A 21,426-nucleotide genomic window follows, 5' to 3' on the forward strand; every position below is an offset into this window, starting at 1 on the left:
TCCGCTTTTCTCGAGCCTGTCTTCCCGCCTGAGGAAACGGCGGGTGCACAATGCCGTGCGTCCTGTCTCCCGGCAGGCTCCGGTCTTTGACAATCACATCCGCACGGTTCGGACGGTTTGGACGGTTCGGACGGTGCTTTTGAATTTTTACCGGGTGAAATCCGGACCCGGCGCCGCGGATTCGCCCCCGGACCTCTTACGGACCACTATCGCCGGAAACGCCCCATGATTCGGGCCGAGGCGACATGACCGCAACCGACCGCAAGGGCTTCGATCCGCTGCTCATCGTCATGGCGATCGGCTTCGTCGTGGCGGTCGGGGCCCTGGCCTATCCAGCCTTCCGCGCCGATCCGATGAGCGCGCCCGGCCTGGTGCTGATCTTTACGGTCGGGGCCGTGGCCCTGATCGGCCTGTTCGCCTTCGCCCGCGGCGAGACGCGCAAGCCGTTGGGCGACACCACCGTCGATCTGCTGGACGCCATGGCCGAGCCCGCCGCCCTGGTCTGGGCCTCCGGCCAGGTGCTGGCCTTCAACGGCGCCTGGGCCGAAAGCAACGGCGCCACCACCAGCCTGCCCAAGGGCCGCTCGGCCTCGGCCCTCTACATGGCCTTCGCCCAGGCTCGCGCCGGCGAGCAGGGCCGGGCCATCGTCGTCATCGGCGACCGCGAGCAGGAAGTCCTGATCGGCCAGGCCGGGGAGGGGCGTTTCCTCGTCCGCGCCGCGCCGGACGCCGCCATCCCCGTGATGACCGGCGGCGCGCCCGCCCCCGGCTCCAATGCGGCCGAGAGCCGGGCCATGGCCGCCGGGGCCCCGTTCGGCTCGGCGGTGATCGCCGCCGAGGACCTGTTCGGGGGCAAGGTCGAGGAAGCCAACGCCGCCCTCGCCGTCCTGACCGGCCCCGCCGCCGCCCGCGACGCCGCCTTCGGCCACCTGTTCGACCCGGCCCTGGTGGCCGAGGCCCGCGCCCGGCTGGCCGCCGGTTCTTCGGGTCCGATCGAGCTGGTCGCGCGCGCCTTCCCCGACAAGATGCTCCACCTCTACGTCGCCCCCGAAGGCGACAAGCGGCGCATCTGGCTGTTCGACGTCTCGGCCCAGAAGTCGATGGAGCTGCAGCTGTCGCAGGCCCAGAAGATGCAGGCCGTGGGCCAGCTGGCCGGCGGCGTGGCCCACGACTTCAACAACCTGCTGACCGCCATCCAGCTGCAGCTGTCGGGCCTGCTGGAGCGCCATCCGGTCGGCGACCCCTCCTATGAGGGCCTCAACGAGATCCGCCAGACCGCCATCCGCGCCGCCGATCTGGTGCGCAAGCTGCTGGCCTTCTCGCGCAAGTCGACCGTCCGCCGCGAGCGGCTGGACCTGGGCGAACTGGTCGGCGAGTTCGCCGTCCTGCTGCGCCGCCTGCTGCGCGAGGACGTGCGGCTCGAGACCGACTACGGCCGCGACCTTCCGGTGGTCCTCGCTGACAAGAGCCAGCTGGAAACCGCGGTGATGAACCTCGCGGTCAACGCCCGCGACGCCATGCGCGGCGTGGTCGAGCCGGGCGCCGGCGTGGTCACCATCCGCACCGCCCGGTTGACCCGCGACGAGGCCCGGGCGCTGGGCTGGGCCGCCGCTCCGACCGAGGCCGTCGCCCTGATCGAGGTCAGCGACACCGGCCCCGGCGTGCCGCCCGAGATCCTCGGCAAGATCTTCGAACCCTTCTTCACCACCAAGGCGGTGAACGAGGGCACCGGCATGGGTCTGGCCACCGTCTACGGCATCGTCGAACAGGCCGGCGGCCACATCAATGTCTCCAATCTCGAGGGAGCCGGGGCCGCCTTCCGCATCTTCCTGCCCGAGGCCGACGAGGCCGAACTGGCCGAGACCCCCGTGGTCGAGATCAAGCTGAAGACGCCGCGCGACCTGTCCGGGGCCGGCCGCATCCTGTTCGTCGAGGACGAGGCCGCGGTGCGCGGCATCGCCGCCCGCCTGCTGCGCCAGCGCGGCTACGACGTCATCGAGGCCGAGGACGGCGAACAGGCCCTCGAGCTGGCGGAGCTGCACGCCGGCACCATCGACATGATGATCTCCGACGTGATCATGCCCGGCCTCGACGGTCCGGCCCTGCTCAAGAAGGCCCGGCCCTTCCTCGGCGACGCCCCCGTGCTGTTCATCTCCGGCTATGCCGAGAGCGACTTCTCCGACCTGCTCCAGGACGAGGTCGGGGTCTCCTTCCTGCCCAAGCCGCTCGACATCAAGACGCTGGCGGAACGGGTCAAGCAGGAGCTGCGCGCCGCCTAGGACTTGCCCCGCCGTCCGTGGTCGCGGCCCCGGTCGTCGTCCCGGTCGCGGCGGTGATCGCGGTCGTGGTGGTCCCGGCCCGGGCGCCGTCGCCAGTAGGAAGAGTCGGGCGGGATATAGATGTCCCGGTACCCGTAGTCCCCGGGGCAGTACCGCTGGTTGGCGCCATAGGGCAGGCCGGGCGGCGGGGCCCAGTAACAGTACGCGTTCTCGTATTCGAGATCGGCCGCGGCCTGGTCGAGGCCCATGGCGACCGCCTCCCAGAAGGCGGGGTCGCTGCTGCAGCCCGCCGCCGCCATCGCCGCCGCCGCGATCCCCGCCGCCCGAAATTCCCTGCGCATGGTCATGCTCCCGTCCTCCGACCCATCGTCGCCGCGGCGGGCCTTCCGGCAACCGACGAAAGCTGACGCTTGTCGAAGCGCCGTCGTTCGTCGCAACCTGTCCGCCCACGGGAGGGCCACGCCATGATCGACCGCCGCCGACTGCTTCTGACCGCCGCCGCCGGAGCGGGCCTCGCCGCCGCCGGCCCGGTCTTCGCCCGCAGCGAGGCCGACGACCGGCTGGACGCCATGCTGTCGCGCTGGTTCGACGAGGACGTCGACAACTCGCCCGAAACCGCCACCAACCTCGGCCTCGACCGCGGCGCCCGCGCCCATCTGTCCTCGAAGCTGACCGACCGCAGCGAAGCGGCATGGCGGACCGACCGCGCCACGGCCGACGCCCGCCTTCAGAGCCTCGCCGACTTCGACCAGACCGGCCTGACCCGTCCCGGCACCATCAACCTGGCCGTCGCCGCCTTCCGCGCCCAGACGGCCTCGACCGGGGCCTCGTTCGACTATGGCGCGGCCGTCGGCGGCGGGCGGATGGGCCCCTACCTCGTCAACCAGATGACGGGCTCCTATTTCACCGTCCCCGACTTTATGGACACCCAGCACCGGGTCGAGGATCGCGACGGGGCCGAGGCCTTCCTCGCCCGCCTGTCCGCCTTCGGGCCCAACCTTGACGCCGAGACCGGCCGCATCGTCCGCGACGCCGGCAAGGGCGTGGTCCCGCCCGACTTCGTCATCGACCTGACGCTGGGCCAGCTGAAGGCGGTGCGCGGCCAGCCCGCCGCCGACATGGCCATGATCCGCACCCTCGAGCGCAAGGCGACGGCGCTCGGCCTGACCGGCTACGGCGACCGCGCCGCCGCCCTCGTCGAGGCCGAGGTCAAGCCGGCGCTCGACCGTCAGATCGCCGCCTTCGAACGCCTGCGCCCCGACGCGGTCCACGACGCGGGCGTCTGGCGGCTGCCCGACGGCGAGCGCTTCTACGCCCACGGCCTGAAATACTGGACCACCACCAACATGACCCCCGACGAGGTCCATGCCGTCGGCCTCGAACAGGTGGCGAGCATCAGCGCCGAGATCGACACGATCCTGAAGGCTCAGGGGATGACCGAGGGCACGGTCGGCCAACGCATCGACGCCCTCAACAAGGACCCGGCCCAGCTGTGGCCCAACACCGAAGAGGGCAAGGCCGCCCTGATCGAAAGCCTGAACCGCCAGGTCGCCGCGCTGGACCCGCTGCTGCCGCGCCTGTTCGGCCGCCTGCCGCGCTCGAGAGTCGAGGTGCGCCGCGTCCCGCCGGCGATCGAGGCCGGGGCGCCGGGCGGCTATTACCAGGGCCCGCCGCTCGACGGCTCGCGGCCGGGCGCCTACTACATCAACCTGCGCGACACGGCGAACTGGCCGAAATTCGCCTTGCCGACCCTGACCTACCACGAGGCCTCGCCGGGCCATCATCTGCAGGTCGCCCTGCAACGGGAAACCGAGACCCTGCCCGCGTGGCGCCGCGCCAACGGCTTCTCCGCCTACAATGAGGGCTGGGCTCTCTACGCCGAGGCGGTGGCCGCCGACGACCTCGACGTCTACGCCGACGATCCGCTCGGCCGGGTCGGCTTCCTGATGTCCTACCTGTTCCGGGCCGTGCGGCTGGTGGTCGACACCGGCCTGCACCACAAGCGCTGGAGCCGCGAACAGGCGGTCGACTACATGGTCGCCTCCGGAGCCAAGCCGGTCGGGGCCGCCAACAGCGAGATCAACCGCTACAGCGTCATGCCGGGGCAGGCCTGCGCCTACAAGATCGGCCACACCGTGATCGCCCGGCTGCGCGCCGAGGCCGAGGCGCGCCCCGGCTTCAACCTGCGCCGCTTCCATGACGCCGTGCTGGTCAACGGCTCGACGCCGCTGTCGGTGCTGGAAGATCTGATGCGGTCGTGAGGGCGGCGGATCAGCCCGCCTCGACCGCCTCCCGGGCCGCCCGTACGGCCGGATCGGCCGCCGCGGCCGCGAGGATCCAGTCGCGGAAGCGGGCGATCTTGGGCGACCGCCGCCGGCCTTCCGGCCACACCAGCCAGTAGGCGTAGTCCGGGATCAACTTGACGCTCAGGGGCACGGGCTGGACCAGCAGCCCTGCCTCGATCTCGCGCGCGAACAGCACCGGCGAGGCCAGGGCGATGCCCTGATCGCCGAGCGCCGCCGCCACCTCCAGCGCCTGATAGTCTGCGCGCAGGCGCGAGGGCGCCTGGCCGTCGGCGACCACCCCGGCGGCGGCGAACCAGACGTCCCACTCCTTGTCGAGCCCGATCCGCGGCGCCCGCAACAGATCCTGCGCCGTCTCCAGCCCCAGCCGGTCGCGCAAACGGGGACTGCACACCGCGGTGAACACGCTGGGCATCACCTCGACGCTCTCCAGCCCCGGCCAGACGCCCGCGCCCGAGCGGATGCCGACGTCGAACCCCTCGCGCGACAGGTCGACCAGATGCGCCGCCGTATCCAGCCGCACCGCCAGTTCGGGACTGGCCAGCTGAAACTCGCCGAGACGGGGCGCCAGCCACTGGGTCGCCAGCGTCGCCAGGGTGGTGATCGACAGCACGGCCTGATCGGCTTCGGTCAGGTCGGACAGGGCCCGGCGCAGAAGGGTCATGGCCTCGGTCGCGGCGCTGGACAGGCGTTCGCCGGGTTCCGTGGGGACGACCTCACGCGGCAGCCGTCGGAACAGGCTCTGACCCAGCCGGCCTTCCAGCGCCTTGATCTGCCAGCTGACTGCGGCCTGGGTCATGCCCAGCTCCTCGGCCGCGCGGGTGAAGCTGTTCAGGCGGGCGGCGGCCTCGAACACGCGAATGGAGGCGAGGGGAATGCCGGCGAGAGGATCGGCCATAAGGGCGCCTTATGTTGTGCGTCGCCAATCTGGTTTGCGAACCGCGTCTGTCAAGCGCATTTGAACCTTGCCCTCACCGCAGGAGCGCAAGGAGATCGATATGGAAGAGGTACATCACACCCATAAGCAAACCACGGGCGGCTGGATCCACGCCCTGGAAACTTGGCGCATGAGCCGCACGCGCCGCCGCATCCATGGCCCCAAGCGCGTCGTCACGCCGTGGGGCCGGGTGAGGGGGACGTCCTACTGAGCCGGACCTAAGGCTCCCGCTGCTGAACCGTCCGGGCGGCTAGTCGACCATCCAGCCGTCCGCCTGGCGCAGGGCGTTGTGGATGGCGGTGGCGGCGAGAGCGGCCTCGGCTCCGGCGACGGCGATCTGGTTCAGCCCGCGTACCACGTCGCCGGCCGCATACAGTCCCGCCACGCTGGTCGCCTGATGGTCGTCGACGATCAGGCGACCGTCGTCGCTCACCCTCGCGTCCAGCGACCGGGCGAGGTCCGCATTGGGCGAGGTTCCAAGCGCCGAATAGACGAGGTCGAACACCCGGAAAGTCCCGCCCCAGCCCAGCGCCGTCACCCGATCGCCCTCAAGCCGGACGTTGTCGATCGGCGCCCGGATCAGTTCGACGCCCAGCCGGCGCAGCTCATCCTCTTTCGTCAGCGCGTCGGCGGGACCGGCGTGGATCAGCGTCACCTGGTCGGAATAGGTGCGCACGAACGCCGCCTCGCGCGCGCCCGCGTCATCCTTGCCGAGGATCGCCACGGACTTGCCGATCGCCTCGTAGCCGTCGCAGATCGGGCAGATCCGGACCAGCGCCCGCTCGATGGCCCGCTCGACGCCCGGCAGGTCGGGATGGTGGTCCGTGACCCCGGTCGCCAGCAACACCGCGCGGGCGCGAACCTCGCGTCCGTTCAGCCTCGCCGTGAAGCCGTCGCCGTCGCGGGCGAGGGCTTCGACCCGGCCGGGCTCGATCACCGCATCGAACTCCATGGCCTGTTCTGTCATGCGTTTCAGGATGGCGTCGCCGGTGATGCCGTGGGGAAAGCCGGGCAGGTTGTGGCTGACCGGAATCCAGCAGGCCCGGGGCGCGCCGCCGTCGGCGACCAGCACCCCCCGCCGAAAACGCGCAAGGTAGGTGGCGGCCGTCAGTCCGGCCGGGCCGGCCCCGATAATCAGGACCTCGGGTCCACCGCCGCTCATAGGGTTAGCCAGGTGGTTGGCCAGTCGTCGACGGGCCCGCCCCGGCACTCGATCATCGCCGACTCGTCAGCCAGAACAAAGTTCCGACCGGACCACGTCCAGGTCGAACCCGTTCCGAGACCGAGGCCGGTGAGAAGGGGCAAGAGGCGCATGGTTTCTCCCTGATCTCTTCCACCGGTTGCGCGGCTCCCCGCACCGGAGACGATAGTCGCGGCTCGGCCGCCCCCCTGCAACCGGCCTGCGCCGCTCAGGGTTCGCCGTGCTCGTTCGCCGCTTCGGCCCCGTCCAACACGCGTCGCATCAGTTCGGGGTCGATCAGCACCGGCGTCTCGCAAAAGGCGAGAATCCAGCGCTGGACCAGCGCCTTCGTTTCGGTATCCAAGATTCTGCCCCCGGCCGTACGCTACAAGCCCGTCCCAACGGCGCTGGCGGCGCCGGGTTTCATTCCAAAGGCGTTTCATCGCCGGGTGTGGCGCCGCGCCGCGGGGTTTGCGCCCCGGCCTGCGGCGGCTATACCGCCCGCCTCACTCCCCATTCCCAATCAGAGGCACGAACCCGCATGACCAGGATCAAGGTCGCCAATCCCATCGTGGACATCGACGGCGACGAGATGACCCGGATCATCTGGCAGATGATCAAGGACAAGCTGGTCTTCCCCTTCCTTGACCTGGAGCTCGACTACTACGACCTGTCGATGGAGAACCGCGACGCCACCGACGACAAGGTGACCGTCGATGCGGCGCACGCGATCCAGAAGCACGGCGTCGGCGTGAAATGCGCCACCATCACCCCCGACGAGGCCCGGGTGAAGGAGTTCGGCCTCAAGAAGATGTGGAAGTCGCCCAACGGCACCATCCGCAACATCCTGGGCGGCGTGGTTTTCCGCGAGCCGATCATCTGCTCGAACGTGCCCCGTCTGGTGCCCGGCTGGACCCAGCCGATCGTCGTCGGCCGCCACGCCTTCGGCGACCAGTACAAGGCCACCGACTTCCTCGTTCCCGGCCCGGGCAAGCTGACCATCAAATTCCAGGGCGAGGACGGCCAGGTCATCGAACACGAGGTGTTCGACTTCCCGTCGTCGGGCGTCGCCATGGGCATGTACAACCTCGACGACTCGATCACCGAGTTCGCCCGCGCCAGCTTCGCCTTCGGCCTGGGCCGCGGCTTCCCGGTCTATCTGTCGACCAAGAACACCATCCTCAAGGCCTATGACGGGCGCTTCAAGGACATCTTCCAGAAGGTGTTCGACGAGGAGTTCGCCGACCAGTTCAAGGCCGCGGGCCTGACCTATGAGCACCGCCTGATCGACGACATGGTGGCGGCCGCCATCAAGTGGTCGGGCGGCTTCGTCTGGGCCTGCAAGAACTACGACGGCGACGTGCAGTCCGACGTGGTGGCGCAGGGCTTCGGCTCGCTGGGCCTGATGACCTCGGTGCTGATGACGCCGGACGGCAAGGTGCTGGAATCGGAAGCCGCCCACGGCACCGTCACTCGCCACTACCGCCAGCACCAGAAGGGCGAGGCGACCTCGACCAACTCGATCGCCTCGATCTTCGCCTGGACCCGCGGCTTCGCCCACCGGGCCAAGCTGGACGGCAACGACGAGCTGGCCAAATTCGCCGCCACCCTGGAGCGGGTCGTGGTCGAGACCGTCGAGTCCGGCCACATGACCAAGGACCTGGCGCTGCTCGTCGGCGACCAGCAGGGCTGGCTGACCACCGAGGGCTTCCTCGACAAGGTCGCCGAGAACCTGACCAAGGCGATGGCCGCCTAGGCGGGCGCTGCCCTTCACGACCCCCAAACGGGCCCCGCCGGACTCGCTCCGGCGGGGCTTTCGTTTGAGCCGGAGCCGCGTTCATGCGTTGATGCGTCAACCTTGGAGGGTCGCGTGAAGAAGCTGTTCGGCAATCTGTTGCTTCTGGCCGTGCTCGCGGCGGTGGTCAGCTTCTTCGCTGCGCCGGCCGTGGCCTTCTTCGGCATCCGCTCGGCGGCGGACGCCAATGACGTCGCCGGCCTGTCGCGGCTGATCGATTTTACGGCCGTCCGCCAGTCCCTGCGGCCGCAGCTGTCCGGAAATCCCGCGGCGATGACCCCGGCGCCGACGTTTCTCGAGGACCCGATCGGCGCCGTCCGTCGCCAGTTCGAGCCGACCGACGCCGCCACGATCGCGGACGCCGACGCCTATCTGACGCCGGCGGCGCTGGCTGGCCTGACGCGGGGCGAGGGCCGCTACGCCTCGCAGCGGTCCGCTCTTCCCGCTGTCGGCGCCGCCGCCAGCCCGATGCCGGCGCCGGTGTTCTGGGGCGTCAACCGCGCCCGGCTGGCCGTCGACGACGAAGGCGGCTCGCGCACCGTCTTCACCTTCGAGCGCAAGGGCCCGTTCGAGTGGAAGCTGGTCCACATCGGTCTGCCCGAAGGGAGCGCGCCCGCCGTCTCCGCGCCGGCCGCCCCGCCCGCCACCGCCGCCCCCGCGCCTCGACCCTAGGCAGTCCGCTCGACTCGCGGCAACCGTAGCGGTGGGGAGGCGTTTCGACGCCAGAGGGTCGTCATGAACAAGAAACTCGTCGTCGGTCTCGCCGTCGTCGCCGTCGCCGTTTTCGCCGTCGCCTGGGCCGCCGCGCCGGTGTTCGCCGCCCAGGCGCTGATCCGGGCCGCCAAGGCCGGGGATGCGGATCGCATCGAGCAACTGGTCGACTTTCCGGCGCTGCGTGAGAGCCTGAAGGACGAGCTGACGGCGGAACTGGCCGCCCATATGCGCCGGGACCCGCGCCTGGCGGAGAGCAACCTCGGCGGGCTGGGCCTGATCCTGGCCCCGATGCTGCTGTCCGGGGCCGTGGACGCCGCCGTCACCCCTGAAGTGGTGGCGCAGATGGTCGCCACGGCCGAAGCGCCCGATCCGGCCGTGCGCGATCAGCCGGAGCCGGGCGACGACCGTGACGCCGACGACATCCATCAAGCCTGGGGCTACCGCGATCTGAACGCCTTCGCCGTCACCCTGACCGACCGCGACCACCCGGATCAGCGGCTGGCGCTGATCCTGGAACGGCGCGGCCTGTTCACGTGGAAGCTGGCCGCGGTGGATATCCAGAACGACGCGGCGGCCTGATCAGGCGCCCAGGGCCGCCCTGACCGCCGCCAGACCCTCTTCCGCCTTCGACCCGTCGGGCGCGCCGCCCTGGGCGAAGTCCGGCTTGCCGCCCGCGCCCTGTCCGCCCATGGCCAGCACGGCCGCGCGAGCCAGATCCGCCGCATTGACCTTGCCGGTCATGTCGGAGGTCACGGCCACGGTGACTGCGGCCTTGCCGTCGGTGACGCCGATCAGGGCGACGACGCCGGAGCCGACCTGTTTGCGGAAATCCTCGGCCACGCCGCGCAGGCCTTTGCCGTCGACCCCGTCGAGGACGCGGGCGATCAGCTTGACGCCGTTGATCTCTTCCGGCGCGGCGTTGCCGCCCGAACCGCCGCCCAGGGCCAGTTGCTTCTTCAGCTCGGCGACCTGCTTCTCCAGCGTCTTGACCGAGCCGGTCAGGGCCTCGACCCGCGCGGGGACGTCGGCGGGCTGGACCTTGAAGCCCTGGGCCAGCTTCCTGGCCACCCCGGCCTGGGCCAGAAGATGCTGGCGCGCGGCCTCGCCGGTCAGGGCCTCGATGCGGCGCACGCCGGCGGCGATGCCGCTCTCCGAGACGATCTTGAACAGGGCGATGTCGCCGGTGCGAGCCACGTGGGTGCCGCCGCACAGTTCGACGGAGTAGGGCTTGTCCGCCTCGGTCAGCGACCGGCCCAGAGTCAGCACGCGGACCTCGTCGCCGTATTTCTCGCCGAACAGGGCCACGGCGCCGGCTTCGATGGCCGCCTGGGGCGCCATCATCTTCGTTTCGGCCGGGAGGTTCTGGCGGATGACGGCGTTCACCTCATCCTCCATCCGCGCCAGCTCGTCCTCGGTGACGGGGGCGTTGTGGCTGAAGTCGAAGCGCAGGCGTTCGGCGTCGACCATCTGGCCCTTCTGGGCCACGTGGCCGCCCAGCACATTGGCCAGCGCCTTGTGCAGCAGGTGGGCGGCCGAGTGGTTGGCGCGGGTGGTCAGGCGGGCGTCGGCGGTGACGCGCAGCTGGACCCGGGCGCCGATCGCCAGCGTGCCCGAGCTGATCTCGATGCGGTGGGCGAACAGGTCGGAGGCGTGCTTCTGGACGTCGAGCACCGTCCCCGCGCCGGTCTCGCCGTGGGCGTCGGTCCATTCGATCTCGCCCCTGTCGCCGGCCTGGCCGCCGCCTTCGCCGTAGAAGGGGGTCTGGTCGAACAGGACCTCGGCGGTCTCGCCCGGGGCCAGTTCGTCGACCGAGGCGCCGTCGCGCACGATGGCCAGAACCTCGCCCGAGCCCTCGATCGCGTCATAGCCGGTGAAGACGGTGGGGCCGAGGCGGTCGCGCAGGGCCAGCCATTCGGTCGTCGAGGCGGTCTGGCCCGAGCCGGTCCAGTGTTCGCGCGAGCGGCTGCGCTGCTCTTCCATGGCCGCGTCGAAGCCTTCGGTGTCGACGGTGAAGCCGCGGCGGCGCGCCTCGTCCTGGGTCAGGTCCAGCGGGAAGCCGTAGGTGTCGTAGAGGGCGAACGCGGTCTGGCCCGGCAGCACGCCGCCCTCGCCGAGATCCTTGGCCGCGTCCTCCAGCAGGCCCATGCCGCGGCCGAGGGTGGTGCGGAAGCGCATCTCCTCCTGCTTCAGCGTGTCCTCGATGAAGGCCTGGGCGCGGCGCAGTTCGGGATAGGCCTCGCCCATCTCCTGCACCAGGGTCGGCACCAGCCTGTGCATCAGCGGATCGGCCGCGCCCAGCAGGTGGGCGTGGCGCATGGCCCGGCGCATGATCCGGCGCAGCACATAGCCGCGGCCCTCGTTCGACGGCGTGACCCCGTCGGCGATCAGGAAGGACGACGAGCGCAGGTGGTCGGCGATGACCCGGTGGCTGGGGGCGCGGTCGCCCTCGGCGGCGGTGTGGGTCTCGTGCTCCGACGCCGCGATCAGGGAATGCACGCCCTGCAGCACCGCCGCGACGCGCTCCAGTCCCATGCCGGTGTCGATCGACGGCTTCGGCAGCAGGCTGCGGCTGCCGTCGGCCGCCTGTTCGAACTGCATGAAGACCAGATTCCAGATCTCGACCCAGCGGTCGCCGTCCTCGTCCGGCGTACCCGGAGGGCCGCCCCAGATGTGGTCGCCGTGGTCGTAGAAGATTTCGGTGCACGGGCCGCAGGGGCCGGTGTCGCCCATCGACCAGAAATTGTCCGAGCCGGCGATGCGGGTGATGCGGCTCTCGGGCAGGCCGGCGATCTTCTTCCACAGGTCGAAGGCCTCGTCGTCGTCGATGTAGACGGTGGCCATCAGCCGGTCGGCGGGGATGCCGAACTCTTTCGTGACGAGGTTCCAGGCCCGCTCGATGGCGTGCTCCTTGAAATAGTCGCCGAAGGAGAAATTCCCCATCATCTCGAAGAAGGTGTGGTGGCGGGCGGTGTAGCCGACGTTGTCGAGGTCGTTGTGCTTGCCGCCGGCGCGGACGCATTTCTGGGCGCTGGTGGCGCGCTTGTTGGCCCGGGTCTCTTGGCCGGTGAAGACGTTCTTGAACGGGACCATGCCGGCGTTGACGAACAGCAGGGTCGGGTCGTTCTGCGGCACCAGCGGGGCGGACTGGACCTTCTCGTGGCCGTCGGCCGCGAAGTAGTCGAGGAAGCTCGAGCGGATCTGGTTCAGGCTGGACATGAGGCGCGCGGTCAATCGGGGAGGCGAAAAGGAACGGGCGTCATATAGGGCTTTCGGCCCGAAAGCATCACCCGGCCGTGATGCGGGGCCGATCAGGCCGGGTCGGAATCGCCGAGGACGCGTCGGACGATCCAGGCGATCGGCAGGCCGACGCACAGGATGTGGATCACGATCGGCTTCAGCGCCGCCACGAGGGTGTCGGGCGGCGCAAGGGTCGAGGCCGAGAGCGGCACGACGACGTAGGTCATGGCCAGCCAGACCGCGAGGCCGAAGGCGACGCCGGCCGGAAACCACAGCCGGCGCAGCGCCGGCGCCCGCGCCGCGGCGAGCACGAACACCGCGGTTATGCCCAGCATGACGGCGAAATGCGACGCCAGCCCGAGCCAGGCCGTGGGCCAGCCGCCGCGGTAGGCCTCGTTCCCCAGCCAGCCGCCGGCCACGGACTGCAGCACGACCCGGGCCGGAACCTGCGGATTGGTCAGAATGGCGGCGCCGATGTCGAGCGTCCCCGCGACCAGCGTGGCGAGCAGGACGGCGCGGATCATGGCGCCGGAAACGGATCGGGTCATGCGACGTCCTCCCAAGCGTGACGGTTACCCGGCCGCGGCCCGCCGACAAGAAAAAAGGCCGCCCGACCCGGGTGAGGGATCGAGCGGCCGCTCCGTCCGGCCCGGCCCGGCGGGGTCGGTGGCGGGTCGGCGGACCCGGCCGGAGAAGGGGGTGGGCGGTAGACTCCGGACCGAAAAAACACAGTCGATGGAGTCTACCCCGTCTACCGGGGGCTCAGCCCTCGAGGTCCTGGCCCTCGTCGGGTTCGGGTGTGCCCAGCAGCTCCTCGGCGATCTTGTTGGTCGAGGCGCGCACGGCCTTTTCGATCGACTCGGCGATGTCGGGATTGGCCTTGAGGAAGGCGCGCACGTTCTCGCGGCCCTGGCCGATGCGCTGGCTGTCGTAGGAGAACCAGCTGCCCGACTTCTCGACGATGCCGGCCTTGACGCCCAGGTCGATGATCTCGCCCAGCTTGGAGATGCCCTCGCCGTACATGATGTCGAAGATGACCTCGCGGAACGGCGGGGCGACCTTGTTCTTGACCACCTTGACCCGGGTGGTGTTGCCGACGACCTCGTCGCGGTCCTTGATCGCGCCGGTGCGGCGGATGTCGAGGCGGACCGAGGCGTAGAATTTCAGCGCGTTGCCACCCGTCGTCGTCTCCGGCGAGCCGTACATGACGCCGATCTTGTGGCGGATCTGGTTGATGAACAGGACGATGCACTGCGACTTGTTGATCGAGGCGGTCAGCTTGCGCAGCGCCTGGCTCATCAGACGGGCCTGAAGGCCGGGCAGGCTGTCGCCCATCTCGCCCTCGATCTCGGCGCGGGGCGTCAGCGCCGCGACGGAGTCGACCACCACGATGTCCACGGCCCCCGAGCGCACCAGGGTGTCGACGATCTCGAGCGCCTGTTCGCCGGTGTCGGGCTGGGACACCAGCAGGTCGTCGAGGTTGACGCCCAGCTTCTGGGCGTAGCCCGGATCCAGCGCGTGTTCGGCGTCGACGAAGGCGGCGGTGCCGCCGGCCTTCTGGATCTCGGCCACGGTGTGCAGGGCCAGGGTGGTCTTGCCCGAGCTTTCCGGCCCGAACACCTCGATGACCCGGCCGCGCGGCAGGCCGCCGATGCCGAGCGCCATGTCGAGGCCCAGCGAGCCGGTCGAGACCGAGGGAATGGCCTCGGTCACGCCGTTCTTGCCGAGCTTCATGACCGAGCCCTTGCCGAAGGCGCGGTCGATCTGGGCGATCGCCGCCTCCAGAGCCCGCTGCTTGTCGCCGTCGTCCCGGGTCACCAATTTCAAATTCGCCTGTGCCGCCACCTTGCCGCTCTCCCTTGCCATGATTCCCAACCGGTACCCGGGGGAGAGGCCCGCCTTCGGTCCGATGACCGTGACCCACTCCCTGTGAGCGGCAATATGTGCACGGTTTGTTCCGGTTGCCAATATGTTCTTTTCGGAACGGCGGAGGGATACGTCCGATTTTGACGTAGGGCGACCGGCCGGCGCCGACGGGCGACTTCATCGAAGCCGGGGTCTGCATCGCCCCAAGAGCAGCATTTTCCCCGTTCCGGCCCCGTCGCCGGCGCTACCGGCGGGGCTCCTGACGTCCCCATCGGTCGAAGATCTCGACCCGTCCGCTGAGCATCACCGTGCCCAGGCTCGCGCCGACCGGAAAGAAATACTGGCCTCGGGCGTCGGGCCTGACAGGCCGCCCATCGACAGTGAGCGTCAACTGCCTGTTGGGCGGGCAGCTCTGTCGGGGAGCGCAGGCCGTCGAGACCGCGTATTCACCCCGTTCGACCCTCACCCGCGCCGAGAAGCGGCCTTCCCGATCCGTGGTCGCGATTACGATCGCCGTGCCCCCGGGATTCTTGCCCAGATTGACATCGACCCCGGGGATCGGTTCGCCCGGGTTGATCGCCGCCCCCGAGACGGCCAGGGCAAGGCCGATGAAGGCGATGAGTCTCAGTATCGATGTCATGTCGGGTCTCCCGCAAGGCCATGCCGGCCGCTGTTTGCGGTCGGACAACGCTGGTCACCGAAAGGCTCCGCTGTCAATGCAACCTGTGGCCTATTCGTGAAGATCCCCTCGGACGACTGGAGTTCGGGTCCGATTGGCGAGGACATGTCTCAAGTCTGAATGTCTCCAGAGCACGACCACTGAAACGGTGATGTGGTTTCCCGAATATTCAAACCGCATTGACAGCCAGGCTTGGCCGTGACCAGCCTGACAAACCGCCGATATTCGTGCGGATACTGGAACTGTCATTATGGCATCGCGAGTGGGTCTGATCGGGCTGGCCAGTCTGGTGGGCCTGGCGTTGTCGACCGCCGCCTACGCCCAAACGACGCGAAGCACCGGCGGCATCGTCATCGTCTTTTCCGACATCACAATCTCCTCCATGCACGGCGGTCGCACTGTCACCACCACGCGTACCGACCGGCAGGGGGGCTTTCGCTTCGAACTGCCCGCGGGTGACTACGACATCTGTCTCAATGGACCCGGTCTCAGGGCGGCGATCGATCGCTCCGGCGGCGGCCAGGATGAGGACCGCATCATCGGAATCCTGGTTGGACTGCTGCTGCCGGCGGTCCAGGCCGCACCCGCTGAGCGGAGACTGACCTTCCCCGGTGCCGCCTCGGGACCGGGCCAGGACGGACGACGCGGCCTCTCGCCAGCGGCGCGGGACCTGTGTTTCCCTTACACCGTCAATGCGGGTCCCGGACCCGCTGACGATGTCGAGACGCGCAGAACCCGCGTCGTCGACAACGTGAGCCCAGCCCCCGTCGATCGTGGACGCGCCGGCGGCGTCCGGGTGGCGACGGGCGATGTAAACGGCGACGGGCGCGCCGACCGCCAGGTCGATCCGCGCATCGCGTCCCCTGGCCCCCAGGCGACCCCCGCGCGCCCCGCCGCGCCTCAAACCGTTGCCGTCGCCGGCTCGATCCGCCTGGTGCGATGAGCATGACCGACCTGACCCTGAACCGCCGACTGGTGCTGTCCGGCGCAACCCTCGCCGTGGCGGGCCTCGCCGCCCCGGCCATGGCCCGGCCCCAGACTCGCGCCGCCTTCGACGGCCTGAGAAAGACCATCGCGGTCGATCTCTTTCAGGCCACCGAGGCCGTCGGCGGTTCGGTCACGGCCGAGGGCATGACCGCCATGCTGACCCAGGCCCTGGTCGAGGACGGCCGTTTCCTGGTGATCGAAGGCGGCGGGGGAATGGAGGCCAGCGCCGTCGTGCGCGGAGCCGTGACCAAATACGAGGCGGCGGCGGGCGGCGGCGGGCTGAGCATCAGCGGCGGCCCGCTGGGCGGCCTGCTGGGCGGTCGCGCCAGCACCCGCAGCCAGACCGCGGTCATGGAGATCGCCCTGCGCCTGGTCGACGCCGCCTCGGGCCAGGTGGTCTCGACCTCCAGCGCCCAGGGGCGCGCCACGTCGCGCACCTCGGAGGCCGGATTGGTTGAAAGCTGGGGCGGCGGGCGACTGGGCGGCGAGATCTTCCGCACAACCCCCATCGGGCAGGCGGGCCAGGACGCCATCATGAAGGCGGTGGATCAGATCGCCGGGGGAATGCGCGCAGTGGAATGGTCGGCGCTGGTGGTCGATGCCGCCGACAACGGCGTCTATCTGAACGCCGGGGCCGACCGCAACGTCCAGTCCGGCCTGATGCTGAGCGTCTGGCGGCCCGGCCGCACCCTGACCGATCCTGGCACCGGCGAGGTCCTGGACGTTGAGATGGCCCGCATCGGCCGGGTCCGGGTCGAGACGGTGCGCGACCGGCTGTCCATCGCCAGCATCGTCGATGGCGAGCCGCCCATCCGCGGCGACGTTCTGAAGGCGGATTAACAGCCTCGAGAGATGACCATGACCATCAGACCTGTCGCCATCGCCGCCATCGCCCTGCTGCTCGCGGCCTTCGGGCAAGCCACGCCGGGCACCCCGATTTCAGATACACCCATCGGCCTCGAGGGCGAGCCCCAGTGGCTCGCCGCCCCCGTCCGGACCGACGCCCGCGGAGAAGCCGTCTTCTCCGTCGGACCCGGCCGCTATGCGGTGTTCCTGACCAACCCATCGGTCACAGCCGTCGTGACCGTCACGCCCGTCAACGACGCGCCGTCGATGACCTCCGCGCCGATCAGACCCGGTCGAGGTCGGGTCTATGCGGTCGACGCTACGGGACGCCGGCTGGTGACCAGCGTCCCGCGCGGCGGCGGCCGCGTTCGTGTCTCCCTGAGCGTCTGGGATGATACCGATATCGTGCACCGCCAGGTCGATGATGGTCGGATCGACCGCCCCCTGAACGGGGCCGGCTCCGGCGGACTGATCGCCGCCGGGGCCTCGGCCCCCGTCAATGGCATTGGTGGAACCGGCGGCGGCCGGCTGTCGAACAGGGGGCGCCCGGAAAACGGAGAAACGCGGGCGACCGCCAACCCATCCGGCGGACCCATCGACATTGAGTCGTGGTCATGGGGGCGGATCGATCGGGTGAATACGGTGCAGGTGTGCGCAGCGCGAGGCGGGGACGTCGTCATGCATGAGGGCGTCCAGCAGTGCCGCCTGCCGGCGACGGCCCGCCGCGAGGAGACCAATTCGGCAATGGGGACAGTATCGACCACGCGTTAGACCTGACCGGGCCCCGCCAACGGTTCGCCCGTCCCAAAGGCTGCAACAAGGAAATGGACACCATGCGGAAAGCAGCGATCATCCTGGCCGGCGCGGCCATGTTCGACCTCGGCATCGTCGTCGTATCGGTCCAGGCGCAGCAGGTAACTCAGCAACCGCTGATCCGACCTGGGACGAACGTTCCGGCTTCTGAGGGACAGGATGCCCGCGGGACCACCAGAACGGGTGACGAGCGCGCCGGTGCCCTCGGGACCGTCACTTTGAGTGGGAGTACAGACAACGGCGTGCGTGAAAGCAGTCGTGATCGTCATATCGACAAATCAAACCCGGTAGCCTTCATCAAGATCGATCTGGTGAATACAGTCCAGTCGTGCATCGGCCGCCGGGGCGCGGTGGTCACTGTCGACGGCGTCCAGCAGTGCCGCCTGCCGGCGACGCCCCGCCGCGAGGAGGCCAATTCGGCAATGGGGGCAGTATCGACCACGCGTTAGACCGACGGGGCCCGCCGACGGGCCACCCGTCCCAAGGACTGCGACAAGGAACAGACACCATGCGGAAGACAGCCCTCATCCTGGCCGGCGCGGTCGCCTTCGACCTCGGCGTCGTCGTCGTATCGGCCCAGGCGCAGGAAAGCGTGCGTCCGTCGCCAGGAGCCGTCGTCGCGGCGCCCGGAACGATCCCGAACCGGGATCACATCGACCAGGACGCCCAGATCACGGCCTGCGCCGACGGCAAACACATGCCTGACACCCGGCTCAGCGCCTGTCGGACCAACCCTTCGGATCCGTCGGGCCCCGCCAGTCAGACGAGAGCCGGCGACATGTTCCTCAAGATCGACGCCGGATTCACCGCCCGGGCCTGCGCATCCCGGCGCGGCGCGGTCGTCAGGCATGAGGGCGTTCAGCAGTGCCGCCTGCCGGCGACGGGAGACCTCGACATCCACAAACAGGGTGTGGCGTTGAGCTTTACGAAGATCGACATCCACTACACGGCTCGCGCCTGCATCGCCCAGCGGGGCGAGATCGTCACGCGGGACGGTGTCCAGCAGTGCGCCCTGCCGGCCGAACCGGGGAACACCAGACCCAGCCGGCGATAATGGCTGACGATACGAGTTCCGCGCGCGCGGGCGTACGACGCGGGGCGCCGCCGCAACCGGTCGGTCCGGACGAGGACGCGGTCGTGCGCCTGTCGGCGGCCCCGTCCGACGGGGAGGCGACCGCGACCGGTCGGGTGGTGCTGGAGGTAGGGAGAGAGCGGATTCCGGTCGAGATGACCGTGCCCGCCGGCCTCGTCGCGGTCGAGGACGTGCTGCCCATCATTCACGGCCTCAGCAGCCTGTTCGCGACGCGGGCGACGGCGCGGGCCGAGGCGGACGGGCTCGAAATTTCCTGCCGCGCCGGCTGCGGCGCCTGCTGCCGCCAACTGGTGCCGGTCGCCCCCGCCGAGGCCCGCGCCCTGGCCCGGCTGGTCGAGGCCATGCCCGAGCCGCGGCGCGGACGGGTGCGCCGCCGGTTCGAAGCGGCTCTCGACACCCTGGAGCCGCTGGGCCTGATGGAGCGGCTGGACCGGAACCGCGATGACCGCCAGCTGATCGCACGGGAGTATTTCGCCGCCGGCGTCGCCTGCCCCTTCCTTGAGGACGAGTCGTGTTCGATCCACGCCGACCGGCCGCTGTCGTGTCGCGAATATCTGGTCACATCGCCGCCGGCCCTGTGCGCCGCCCTGACTCCGGGCATCGAGAAGGTGGTCCTTGAGGCCCGGCCCTCGCTGGCGCTTCTGAACGCCGATCTCCGGGACGGGTGGCTGCCGCTCGTGCTGTCGCTGGTCCAGGACGCCCAGTCTCCGCCTTCGCCCCGTGACCGCCCTGCAGCCGAGATTCTGAAACAGGTGATCAGCGGCCTGTGAGACCGGGCTGGAAGTCGATCAGGGACGAATGCCAACGGTAAAACGTTTCGCTTGGACGTCGCCCAACCTCCGACCTGCAAAACGGACCTCTTCAAGTTGGTAGGCGTGACAGGATGCATTGGCGGCGCGTCGGCCGCGAGGACTTGATCCTCAAGCGTCGCCATGCGTTCAGGGGCCATGACAAAACGCTCCAAGCCCGCCGTCCTCAATATCCGCAACGCCAGGCTGGCGGATGTGAACGCCATCTCGGCCCTCGTCGCCAAGGTCTACAAGGACATGCCGGCCTATACGCCGGGGATGCTGCGCGGCCAGATCGCGGCCTTTCCGGACGGCCAGTTCGTGGTCGAATACGCCGACGAGATCGTCGGCTACGCCGCCGGCTTCCGCATCGACGAGAAGACGGCGATGTCGCCGCACACCTGGACCCAGATCACCGGCGGCGGATACGCGGCGCGGCACGATCCGATGGGCGACTGGTTCTACGGCATGGAGGTGTGCGTCGATCCCGACCGGCGGCGGCTGAGGATCGGCCAGCGGCTGTATGACGCGCGGCGCGACCTGTGCGAGGCCCAGAACCTGCGCGGCATCGTCTTCGGCGGGCGGATGCCGGGGCTGGCGCGGCGCAAGGCGGCCTATCCGGACGCGCGCGAATATCTGGACGCGGTCACGGCGCGCAAGCTGAACGACCCGGTGATCGGCTTCCACATGCGCTCGGGCTTCGAGCCGATCGGGGTGCTGGACAACTATCTGGTCTCGGACACGGCCTCGATGGGCCATGCGGCGCACATGGTGTGGCGCAATCCCTATTATGTGGAGACGCACGGGCGCGGGGCGGCCTTCGCGGTCAAGGAGACGGTGCGGGTGGCGACGGTGCAGCTCCAGGCCCGCAAGGTCGCCAGCTTCGAGGAGTTCATCTCCAACATCGAATATTTCGTCGATGTGACCTCGGACTATCGCTCGGACTTCGTGGTGTTTCCGGAGCTGTTCACCCTGCAGCTGCTGTCGCTGGAATCGAAGAAGCTGACCCCGGTGGAGTCGATCGAGGCCCTGACCCGCTACACGCCGCGCTTCGTCGAGGCGATGCGCAAGATGGCGGTCGAGTACAACATCAACATCATCGGCGGCTCCCACCCGACGCGGACCGAGGACGGCGACATCCAGAACGTCGCCTATGTCTTCCTGCGCGACGGCTCGGTGCACGAGCAGGAGAAGATCCACCCGACGCCGAACGAGCGCCACTGGTGGAACATCAAGGGCGGCGACCGGGTGCACGCCATCCCGACCGACTGCGGGCCGATCGGGGTGCTGATCTGCTACGACTCCGAGTTCCCGGAGCTGGCGCGGCGGCTGGTCGACGAGGGGGCGCGGCTGCTGTTCGTGCCGTTCTGCACCGACAACCGGCAGGGCTATCTGCGGGTGCGCTACTGCTCGCAGGCGCGGGCGATCGAGAACCAGTGCTACGTCATCCTGTCGGGCAACGTCGGCAACCTGCCCAACGTCGAGAACATGGACGTGCAGTACGCCCAGTCCTGCATCCTGACGCCGTGCGACTTCCCGTTCGCGCGGGACGGGGTGGCGGCCGAGGCGTCGGAGAATGTCGAGACGGTGACGGTGGCGGACCTCGACCTGTCGGACCTTGCCTGGGCCAAGTCGCAGGGCACGGTGCGCAATCTGCGCGACCGGCGCTTCGACCTGTACAAGACGGTGTGGACCGACGGGGGGTGAGGGCTTTTGGGCCCTTGCTCGGGCGATGACTGGTTCATCACAACGAACACGACGAGGTCACGACGGACACAACGGATCCTGCGCGGATGACGGACCCGGGCCCGCGTTCGAAGTGACTGAAATGCGGCGTACGCCGCGATCGCAAGGCACCGGAAAAGACACTGGCGCGGACGCGGCTCCGGTCCCGTCGTGTCCGTTGTGC

At 69.5% G+C, this 21,426-nt stretch carries 21 protein-coding genes; 13 read left to right on the plus strand and 8 right to left on the minus strand.

The features are described 5' to 3' along the window. Positions 1-245: 245 nt before the first annotated feature. A complete protein-coding gene (gene cckA, locus RDU12_RS00825; protein WP_308683959.1) occupies positions 246-2,279 on the plus strand; it encodes a cell cycle histidine kinase CckA in 2,034 nt (677 codons plus the stop codon). On the opposite strand, the gene RDU12_RS00830 is transcribed toward cckA, so the two are convergent. After that, positions 2,276-2,626, minus strand: coding sequence for a hypothetical protein (locus RDU12_RS00830; RefSeq protein ID WP_300293002.1), 351 nt, complete (start codon positions 2,624-2,626; stop codon positions 2,276-2,278). The genes cckA and RDU12_RS00830 overlap by 4 nt on opposite strands. A gap of 117 nt (positions 2,627-2,743) precedes the next feature. On the opposite strand from RDU12_RS00830, the gene RDU12_RS00835 reads away from it, so the two are divergent. Continuing rightward, positions 2,744-4,540, plus strand: a complete 1,797-nt coding sequence (locus RDU12_RS00835; RefSeq protein ID WP_308683960.1) for a DUF885 family protein — start codon at positions 2,744-2,746, stop codon at positions 4,538-4,540. A 10-nt stretch (positions 4,541-4,550) separates the two neighbouring features. Here RDU12_RS00835 and RDU12_RS00840 read toward each other — a convergent pair whose 3' ends face one another. After that, complete coding sequence (locus tag RDU12_RS00840; RefSeq protein WP_300291417.1) at positions 4,551-5,480, minus strand: LysR substrate-binding domain-containing protein; 930 nt, start codon at positions 5,478-5,480, stop codon at positions 4,551-4,553. Positions 5,481-5,580: 100 nt separating this feature from the next. Here RDU12_RS00840 and RDU12_RS00845 point away from each other — a divergent pair, with 100 nt between their 5' ends. Further along, on the plus strand, positions 5,581-5,730 hold the full coding sequence (locus RDU12_RS00845; RefSeq protein ID WP_300291416.1) for a hypothetical protein: 150 nt from the start codon (positions 5,581-5,583) through the stop codon (positions 5,728-5,730). A gap of 39 nt (positions 5,731-5,769) precedes the next feature. On the opposite strand, the gene RDU12_RS00850 is transcribed toward RDU12_RS00845, so the two are convergent. Together RDU12_RS00850 and RDU12_RS00855 are read right to left on the minus strand one after the other, a co-directional pair. After that, positions 5,770-6,681, minus strand: coding sequence for an NAD(P)/FAD-dependent oxidoreductase (locus RDU12_RS00850; RefSeq protein ID WP_300291413.1), 912 nt, complete (start codon positions 6,679-6,681; stop codon positions 5,770-5,772). Positions 6,682-6,928: 247 nt separating this feature from the next. Further along, entirely contained in the window at positions 6,929-7,063 is a 135-nt protein-coding gene (locus tag RDU12_RS00855; RefSeq protein WP_300291411.1) for a hypothetical protein, read from the minus strand. A 177-nt stretch (positions 7,064-7,240) separates the two neighbouring features. On the opposite strand from RDU12_RS00855, the gene RDU12_RS00860 reads away from it, so the two are divergent. The 3 genes from RDU12_RS00860 to RDU12_RS00870 all read left to right on the plus strand — a co-directional run bounded on the left by RDU12_RS00860 (position 7,241) and on the right by RDU12_RS00870 (position 9,787). Beyond that, entirely contained in the window at positions 7,241-8,455 is a 1,215-nt protein-coding gene (locus RDU12_RS00860; RefSeq protein ID WP_300291409.1) for an NADP-dependent isocitrate dehydrogenase, read from the plus strand. Positions 8,456-8,569: 114 nt separating this feature from the next. Further along, complete coding sequence (locus RDU12_RS00865) at positions 8,570-9,166, plus strand: DUF2939 domain-containing protein (protein ID WP_308683961.1); 597 nt, start codon at positions 8,570-8,572, stop codon at positions 9,164-9,166. Between the two features lie 63 nt (positions 9,167-9,229). Next, complete coding sequence (locus RDU12_RS00870) at positions 9,230-9,787, plus strand: DUF2939 domain-containing protein (RefSeq protein WP_300292356.1); 558 nt, start codon at positions 9,230-9,232, stop codon at positions 9,785-9,787. Here the strand turns inward: RDU12_RS00870 and alaS are convergent, their stop codons facing one another. From alaS to RDU12_RS00890, 4 genes are all read right to left on the minus strand, one after another. Further along, on the minus strand, positions 9,788-12,424 hold the full coding sequence (gene alaS, locus RDU12_RS00875) for an alanine--tRNA ligase (RefSeq protein WP_308683962.1): 2,637 nt from the start codon (positions 12,422-12,424) through the stop codon (positions 9,788-9,790). A 92-nt stretch (positions 12,425-12,516) separates the two neighbouring features. Further along, complete coding sequence (locus tag RDU12_RS00880) at positions 12,517-12,993, minus strand: hypothetical protein (RefSeq protein ID WP_308683963.1); 477 nt, start codon at positions 12,991-12,993, stop codon at positions 12,517-12,519. A gap of 214 nt (positions 12,994-13,207) precedes the next feature. After that, positions 13,208-14,290, minus strand: a complete 1,083-nt coding sequence (gene recA, locus RDU12_RS00885) for a recombinase RecA (protein WP_300292579.1) — start codon at positions 14,288-14,290, stop codon at positions 13,208-13,210. 265 nt (positions 14,291-14,555) lie between these two features. Next, positions 14,556-14,951 carry a hypothetical protein gene (locus RDU12_RS00890; protein WP_300292581.1) on the minus strand — a complete coding sequence of 132 codons (396 nt, stop codon included), beginning with the start codon at positions 14,949-14,951 and terminating at the stop codon, positions 14,556-14,558. 301 nt (positions 14,952-15,252) lie between these two features. On the opposite strand from RDU12_RS00890, the gene RDU12_RS00895 reads away from it, so the two are divergent. From RDU12_RS00895 to RDU12_RS00925, 7 genes are all read left to right on the plus strand, one after another. Further along, positions 15,253-15,933, plus strand: coding sequence for a hypothetical protein (locus tag RDU12_RS00895; RefSeq protein WP_300292582.1), 681 nt, complete (start codon positions 15,253-15,255; stop codon positions 15,931-15,933). A 2-nt stretch (positions 15,934-15,935) separates the two neighbouring features. Then, positions 15,936-16,817: a CsgG/HfaB family protein gene (locus RDU12_RS00900; protein WP_308683964.1), complete on the plus strand. Its 882-nt coding sequence runs from the start codon at positions 15,936-15,938 to the stop codon at positions 16,815-16,817. Positions 16,818-16,835: 18 nt separating this feature from the next. Further along, the gene (locus RDU12_RS00905) at positions 16,836-17,594 is read left to right on the plus strand and encodes a hypothetical protein (protein ID WP_300291003.1); all 759 of its coding nucleotides are present in this window, start codon (positions 16,836-16,838) and stop codon (positions 17,592-17,594) included. Between the two features lie 62 nt (positions 17,595-17,656). Further along, positions 17,657-18,085, plus strand: coding sequence for a hypothetical protein (locus RDU12_RS00910; RefSeq protein WP_300291005.1), 429 nt, complete (start codon positions 17,657-17,659; stop codon positions 18,083-18,085). A gap of 59 nt (positions 18,086-18,144) precedes the next feature. Continuing rightward, positions 18,145-18,690 carry a hypothetical protein gene (locus RDU12_RS00915; protein ID WP_300291007.1) on the plus strand — a complete coding sequence of 182 codons (546 nt, stop codon included), beginning with the start codon at positions 18,145-18,147 and terminating at the stop codon, positions 18,688-18,690. A gap of 83 nt (positions 18,691-18,773) precedes the next feature. Beyond that, positions 18,774-19,499, plus strand: coding sequence for a YkgJ family cysteine cluster protein (locus RDU12_RS00920; RefSeq protein WP_300291009.1), 726 nt, complete (start codon positions 18,774-18,776; stop codon positions 19,497-19,499). 177 nt (positions 19,500-19,676) lie between these two features. Then, complete coding sequence (locus RDU12_RS00925; RefSeq protein WP_300291011.1) at positions 19,677-21,224, plus strand: bifunctional GNAT family N-acetyltransferase/carbon-nitrogen hydrolase family protein; 1,548 nt, start codon at positions 19,677-19,679, stop codon at positions 21,222-21,224. The last annotated feature ends 202 nt before the right edge of the window (positions 21,225-21,426 follow it).

Source organism: Brevundimonas sp. (assembly GCF_031082345.1).
Taxonomy (GTDB): Bacteria; Pseudomonadota; Alphaproteobacteria; order Caulobacterales; family Caulobacteraceae; genus Brevundimonas.